The sequence below is a fragment of the Sutterella sp. KLE1602 genome (assembly GCF_001578585.1).
GTDB classification, from domain to species: Bacteria; Pseudomonadota; Gammaproteobacteria; order Burkholderiales; family Burkholderiaceae_F; genus Sutterella; species Sutterella wadsworthensis_A.
Genome location: NZ_KQ968510.1, coordinates 1 through 6,437, shown reverse-complemented (window position 1 = coordinate 6,437; position 6,437 = coordinate 1). Strand labels below are relative to the sequence as shown.

Genomic DNA, 6,437 nt, shown 5'->3' with positions numbered 1-6,437 from the left:
TCCAAAAACCCCGGTTTCGAAAGAGACCGGGGTTCTTGTTTTTCCCGAGCAGCAAAATGCGCAAGGCCCCGCCTTGCGGCAGGGCCTTCTCGTCAGAAAACGCCGGAGTGCGGCCGAGCGGGTCAGGAATCGTTCGACCGGCTCGGAATCACATGCGCTCGCCGCTGCCGATCACGGCCTCGATGACCTCAAGCATGTCGGGGCGGGCCGCATAGGCCTCGCGCAGCACGTGCATCTGCATGGCGTCCATCTCCTCGTCCGAAAGCGTCATGACGCCCATCTTGGACGAGTTGAAGAAGCCGTCGAAGACCATCATGGCGACGTAACCTCTGACGGTGTCGGCCGACGAACGGCCGATCCTGTCGTAGAGCGACTTGTACCATGCGCGGATGGGCTCGACGAGGGCGGGATGGCGCGACGAGAGGCTCAGAAGCTGCGAGCCGAGTCCGACCCAGCCGGCGCGGTTCTCCCTGAAGTCCAGATACCAGAGGCGCATGGCGGGCAGCACGGCGTCCTCGGGACTGAAGCCCGAGGCGATGAAGGGCGTCTCATGACGCTTCTCCTCGGCCTGTAGATGCTCAAGATAGTCGTCGATGAGCGCCTTGAGCAGATCGTCCTTCGTGGGGAAGTGCCAGTGGATGGCGCTCTTGGAGATGTCGAGCACCTCGGCGATCGCGCCGTGGCTCAGCTTCCCGATGCCGCTCTCGAGAATGATGCTTCTGGACGCCTCCAGAATCCGCTGCCTGCTTTGTTCGCCCTTCGTGGCCATGTGAATCTCCTGACGTTGAAACAAATCCGGGCCCGTCTCCACTCGGAGGACGGGCCCGGAGATCCACTTAAGTATAAGTCGACCAGACTTCAGCCTACGTCATCATTTGGCAGCTTCCGCACCCGCGATGCGGCCGAAGACGATGATGTCGGTGTAGGCGTTCGAGCCGAGGCGGTTCGTGCCGTGCGTGCAGCCCGTCACTTCGCCCGCAGCCCAGAGGCCGGGAATCGGCTTGTCGTTGGCGTCGAGCACTTCGGCCTTCGGATTGATCTTCAGGCCGCCCATCGTGTGGTGCACGCTCGGAACGCCTCGGTAGATCCAGTACGGTCCCGTGCTGAGGTCGACGAAGCGGCTGCGGTAGTTGAAGTCCAGGTCCTTGCCCGTTCTGGCGAATTCGTTGACGCGCGCAATCGTGGCCTTGAGGTTGTCGACCGGAATCTTGAAGAAGTCGGCGATGCCCTCGATGGTGTCGGCCTTGTGCAGGATGCCCGTCTTGGTGAAGACCTCGACCTCGTCCTGATGGTGCGTAATGGCGTGCGAGCGCTTCTCGATCTCGCCGTTGAAGATCGCGTAGCAGTACTTGCCCGTCTGCTCGAGAATGGCCTGGCTCATCACGTCGCGGCGCTGGAGTTCCTCGACGAAGCGCTTGCCTTCCTGGTTGACTAGGATGGCGCCTTCGAAGCGTGCGTCGTCGATGAGCTCGATGGCGCCCGAGTTCGGGTCGCACATCGGATAGGTCTGGATGAGGCCCATGTTGACGACCTGTGCGCCGATGTTCTTCGCCATCGTGATGCCTTCACCCATGGCGCCGGGCATGTTCGTGGTCTTGAAGCCGTCGCCGTAGAACGGGTTGGCCTCCGTGCGCATCGCAACGTTCGCGGCAAAGCCGCCCGTCGCGATCACGACGCCCTTCCTGGCGCTGAAGGTATAGCGCTTGCCGTCCATCGTGGCCTTGACGCCCGTGACGCGTCCCGAAGCGTCACGCACGAGCTCCTCGGCCTTCATGTTCGTGATGATGGGAATGCCGCGCTTCTCGGCCGCAGCGTTGAATTTGGTGATGAAGTCGAGGCCCGTGGCGCCCTTCGGAATGAGCGAGCGCTTCTTGGAGTGGCCGCCGAAGAAGAAGAGGTTGTCTTCCTGGAATTCGACGCCGATGACGTCCCGGCACCATTCGGCGGCGGGAAGCGCATTCTCGACCATGGTGCGCACGACGGCGGGATCGCCCTTCATGTCGCCGCCTTTCATTGTGTCCTGGTAATGCAGTTCGACGCTGTCGCCCTCAATGCCGAGCTTCTTCTGGACCCAGTTGCCCGCAGCGGCCATTTCCGCGCCCGAAACGAGCGAGTTGCCGCCAACGTTGGGCATCTTCTCGAGAAGCACGACCTTCGCGCCCGCGTCGCTCGCGGTGATGGCGGCCGAGAAGCCCGCGCCGCCCGCACCGATCACCACGACGTCGTAGACGTTCGTCTCAGGCACCTTCGGCGCGCGCTTGAGAAGCGCCACCGGGCCCGCGAGCGTCACGCCCGCCTTGGCTGCAGCCTCCTTCACGGCGTTCCTGAGGGCGTCCGACGAGACGGTCGCGCCCGTCACGGCATCGATGTCGGCCGTGTTGTGCTTGATCATCGCGTCCTTCATTTCGGTGAAGACCTTGCCCGCGAGGATCGGGTTCTCGTTCGACTTCCTGATGTCGATCGCCTGGATCCTGCCGCCGTCAAAGGTCACCGCAGCGATCACGTCGCCGTGCTTGCCGACGCCCGCGCCCTCGGTCGTGACGGGCGCAGCCATGGCGGGAATGGAAAGCGACGCTATTGCGAGACAGACGAGAGATTTGTTCAGTGTCATGGTCGGCTCCTCTCCGATTGGTGTGGTCATGAGGTCAATGTAGTCCAAAACTGACCTCAAGCATAGTTCCGTGTGATTGGGACTTATGCCGTCGACAGACGGTCGGATTTCTGATAAAATCACTCAACTCGTTTGCGAAAGCAGACAAAGCCATTGCCTGATGACCATAGAGAGGCGGTACCACTCCTTCCCATTCCGAACAGGACAGTGAAACGCCTTATCGCCGATGATAGTTGGTTGTATTTCCAGTGAAAGTAGGACATCGTCAGGCTCGCCATTGCAAAACCCCGGTTTCCAAGAAAGCCGGGGTTTTGTCTTTTCGGGCTTTTGTTTTTCAGACGGCCGGGCGCCCGCTCGAATGTTCTCGAAGCCCATGACATGACAAAGGGCCCGTGCATTGCTGCGCGGGCCCTTCGTCATGCTGTTTCAACCAGTCGCATCAGACGGATCAGGCGAGACCGGTGATCTTGCCGTCCTTGACGTCGATGGACATGGCGGCCGGAACCTTCGGCAGGCCGGGCATGCGCATGATCGCACCCGTCGTCACGACGACGAAGCCTGCGCCCGCATTGAGGATGAGGCGCTGGACAGGCAGCGTGAAGCCCTTCGGAGCGCCGAGGAGCTTGGGATCGTGAGAGAACGAGAACGGGGTCTTGGCGATGCAGACCGGGAGACGGTCGAAGCCGAGGTCCTGCAGGCGCTTGAGATCCTTGGCGGCGGCAGGAGCCAGTTCGACGGCGGCAGCGCCGTAGATGGTCTTGGCGATCTTCTCGACCTTTTCCATGACGGGGGCGTCGGCCTCGTACGTGAAGTTGAGCGGATGCACGTCCTCGGCAGCTTCGATCACGGCGCGGGCAACGTCGACGGCACCCTTGCCGCCGAGCGCGAAGCCGTCGGAGAGGGCCACGCGCACGCCGAGTTCGGCGCAGCGGTTGCGGATGATGTCGAGTTCTTCGTCAAGGTCCGTGTGGAAGTGGTTGATGGAGACCACGATGTTCGGACCGAAGCGCTTGAGGGTCTCGACGTGGGCATCGAGGTTGCAGAGGCCCTTCTTGAGGGCTTCGGCGTTGGGCTTGCCGATTTCGGGCAGAGGGACGCCGCCGTGCCACTTGAGGGCCTTGGTGGACGTCACGAGCACGACGGCGGCGGGGTTGAGACCGGCCGCACGGCACTTGATGTTGTAGAACTTTTCGGCGCCGAGGTCGGAGCCGAAGCCGGCTTCGGTGATGGCGTAGTCGCCGAGCTTCATCGCGGCGCGCGTGGCGGCGACGGAGTTGCAGCCGTGGGCGATGTTGGCGAACGGACCGCCGTGCACGAAGGCGAGGTTGCCTTCGATGGACTGGACGAGGTTCGGCTTGATGGCGTCCTTGAGGAGCGCGACGAGAGCGCCGCCCACGCCGAGTTCCTGAACCGTGACGGCGGAACCGTCGCGGCGCGTGCCGACGACGATGCGGTCGATGCGGGCGCGCAGGTCGTCAAGGTCCGTGGCGAGGCAAAGGACGGCCATGAGTTCGGAGGCGGCCGTGATGTCGAAGCCCGCTTCCGTCGGGATGCCGTTGGCGGAGCCGCCGAGACCCGTGACGATGTTGCGGAGCATGCGGTCGTTCACGTCCATGACGCGGCGCCAGAAGATTTCCTTGAGCTCGACCTGACCCTGGTGGCGGGCGTTGTCGATCAGAGCGGCGAGGAGGTTGTTGGCGGAGGTGATGGCGTGGAAGTCGCCCGTGAAGTGCAGGTTGATGGCTTCCATCGGAAGGACCTGCGAGTAGCCGCCGCCGGCAGCGCCGCCCTTCATGCCGAAGACCGGGCCGAGGGACGGTTCGCGAAGGGCGAGCACGGCCTTCTTGCCGAGCTGCTTGAGACCCTGGGCGAGGGCGATCGACGTGGTGGTCTTGCCGGAGCCGGCGGGCATGCCGGACGTGGCCGTCACGAGGATGAGCTTGGCCGTGTCGGGACGGGAGGCGTCGAGCTCGACCTTGGCCTTGTCGCGGCCGTACGGCTCGAACTCGGCGTCGGTGAGGCCGGCCTCGTGGGCAAGCTGGTCAATCGGAATGAGCTTGGTTGCCTGAGCAATTTCAATATCGCTGAGCATGGGATCTCCCAAAAAGGTAAATGCCTGAAAAAACTGAAAACCGATGGCCTGCGGCACGGTCCGGGAGCCTCCGGCGCTCGACCCTGAGGGAGCCTTCAACGGAGCGTCTCCTGCCGTCCAGATGGCGGGATTGAGAGAGTATGCCTCAAAAAGCCGGGACGGGTGGACTAAAACCGTAAATATTTCCGAGCGTGCGGGCAGGATGCAAAAATCCCGTCCGAACGCCTTGTTCCGGACGGGATTTGGTGAGAGCTGTCGCTTTAAAGCGGATCGCCCGTCAGCATGAGAAGACGTGCGATTTCAGCGGCGTTGTGCAGGTCAAGCTTGCGGTAGGCGGAGCCTCGGTGGACCTGGACGGTCTTTTCCGAAATGCCGTATTCGCGGGCGACCTCCTTGTTGGAGTAGCCCTGGGCGACCATGCGGATGACTTCGCGCTCGCGCTGCGTGAGCGACTCGAGACGGTTGCGGAAGTCGGTGACTTCGCGCTTGCCGCGGCGCTGGGCGAGATTGTGCGAGACGGCGTTCTCAATGGTCTTGAGGAGGCGCTGGTCGTCGACGGGCTTCTGGAGGAAGTCGATGGCGCCCGCCTTCAGGGTGTTGACGGCCATGTCGATGTCGCCGTGGCCTGAAATGAAGATGATCGGCAGGTCGCAGCCGGCTTCCCTCAGCTTGAGCTGAAGCTCGAGGCCGGACATGTGCGGCATGCGGACGTCGAGGAGGAGGCAGCCGGGGCGGATGTAGTCGTTCGAGGAAAGGAACGTGATGGCGTCGGCATAGGTCTTGACGTCCCAGCCTTCGCCTTCAATGAGGAAGGCCCAGGAGTTGCGCATTGCGTTGTCATCGTCGATGACGCGGATCAGGGGCTTGTCGATTTTCGCAGGATCGTGCACGGTGAAATCCTAGTTATTATGGTTGTGCGTGGAGCGTCCGGTTCGTCCAGGGGGAGGAGGAGAAGGCGGCGCGCGTCCGGCCATTTTTATTGAATCATGAAATGAAGCGGGATGCGGATGGAGGCTGCGCTCCCGTCCCGCAGATTTCATCTTACCCGAAATGAGGTGTTCGGGCGACAGAATCTGGCCTCTGAAAACGCAACGGCGACGCAGGATGCGCCTTCCTCTGCTAGTATGGGCAATCCTTTAGACTACACACGACGTCCATGACCGGCATTCTCAACACAACCTCATTATCCCGCGCTGCGGCGGCCGCCCTGTCGGCGCTCCTGCTCTCGGGCTGCGCCGCGCTTTCGGGCGGCGGTTCCGAGGCCATTCCCGCCGATGCGATGAAGCGCCCCGTCGACCTCTCCGTCGTCTGCGTGCTCGTCAACGAGGACGTCAAGAGCGAACCGCTCGTCAAGTCGCTTGAGACGGGCGTGAGGCGCTTCGGCAGCGAACCGAGGCTGCTCATGCCGGGCGACGGCCCGCAGGCCTGCTCCTTCGTCGTGACGTACGAGGTGAGGACGAACGCCCGCGCGATCGAGGCCGTTCGGTTCCAGACCTTCGAGAACAGCGTGCCCGCCCTCGAGGCGTCGGGCCGCGCCAATCCCGGCAGTGGCCTCACGGTCGACAATGTGGCCGCCTACATGGTCCAGCTTCTCAATCAGACGAAGAAGAGGCTCGGCGACAGGGCCGTTCTGCCCGCCGCACCCGAGCCCGCTCCGACTCCGGCTCCCGCCGCCCGGCAGCCCTGAACGGGACAACAACGGCTATTCCTCATTTAGGGTTGGAAACGACTCTG

At 62.8% G+C, this 6,437-nt stretch carries 5 protein-coding genes and 1 rRNA gene; 2 read left to right on the top strand and 4 right to left on the bottom strand.

The annotated features are described in order from the left end of the window. Positions 1–148: 148 nt before the first annotated feature. Positions 149–769: a TetR/AcrR family transcriptional regulator gene (locus HMPREF3036_RS03210; protein WP_062331478.1), complete on the bottom strand. Its 621-nt coding sequence runs from the start codon at positions 767–769 to the stop codon at positions 149–151. 102 nt (positions 770–871) lie between these two features. Next, a complete protein-coding gene (locus HMPREF3036_RS03205; protein WP_062331476.1) occupies positions 872–2,611 on the bottom strand; it encodes a flavocytochrome c in 1,740 nt (579 codons plus the stop codon). 156 nt (positions 2,612–2,767) lie between these two features. Here HMPREF3036_RS03205 and rrf point away from each other — a divergent pair. Next, positions 2,768–2,882 (top strand): 5S ribosomal RNA (gene rrf / locus HMPREF3036_RS03200). A gap of 177 nt (positions 2,883–3,059) precedes the next feature. Here the strand turns inward: rrf and HMPREF3036_RS03195 are convergent. Further along, positions 3,060–4,703 (bottom strand): formate--tetrahydrofolate ligase, encoded by a 1,644-nt coding sequence (locus tag HMPREF3036_RS03195; RefSeq protein WP_062331472.1) that lies wholly within the window; start codon positions 4,701–4,703, stop codon positions 3,060–3,062. A 260-nt stretch (positions 4,704–4,963) separates the two neighbouring features. Continuing rightward, positions 4,964–5,593, bottom strand: a complete 630-nt coding sequence (locus HMPREF3036_RS03190) for a response regulator transcription factor (protein ID WP_082897331.1) — start codon at positions 5,591–5,593, stop codon at positions 4,964–4,966. Between the two features lie 266 nt (positions 5,594–5,859). On the opposite strand from HMPREF3036_RS03190, the gene HMPREF3036_RS03185 reads away from it, so the two are divergent. After that, on the top strand, positions 5,860–6,390 hold the full coding sequence (locus tag HMPREF3036_RS03185; protein WP_062331470.1) for a hypothetical protein: 531 nt from the start codon (positions 5,860–5,862) through the stop codon (positions 6,388–6,390). Positions 6,391–6,437: the final 47 nt, after the last annotated feature.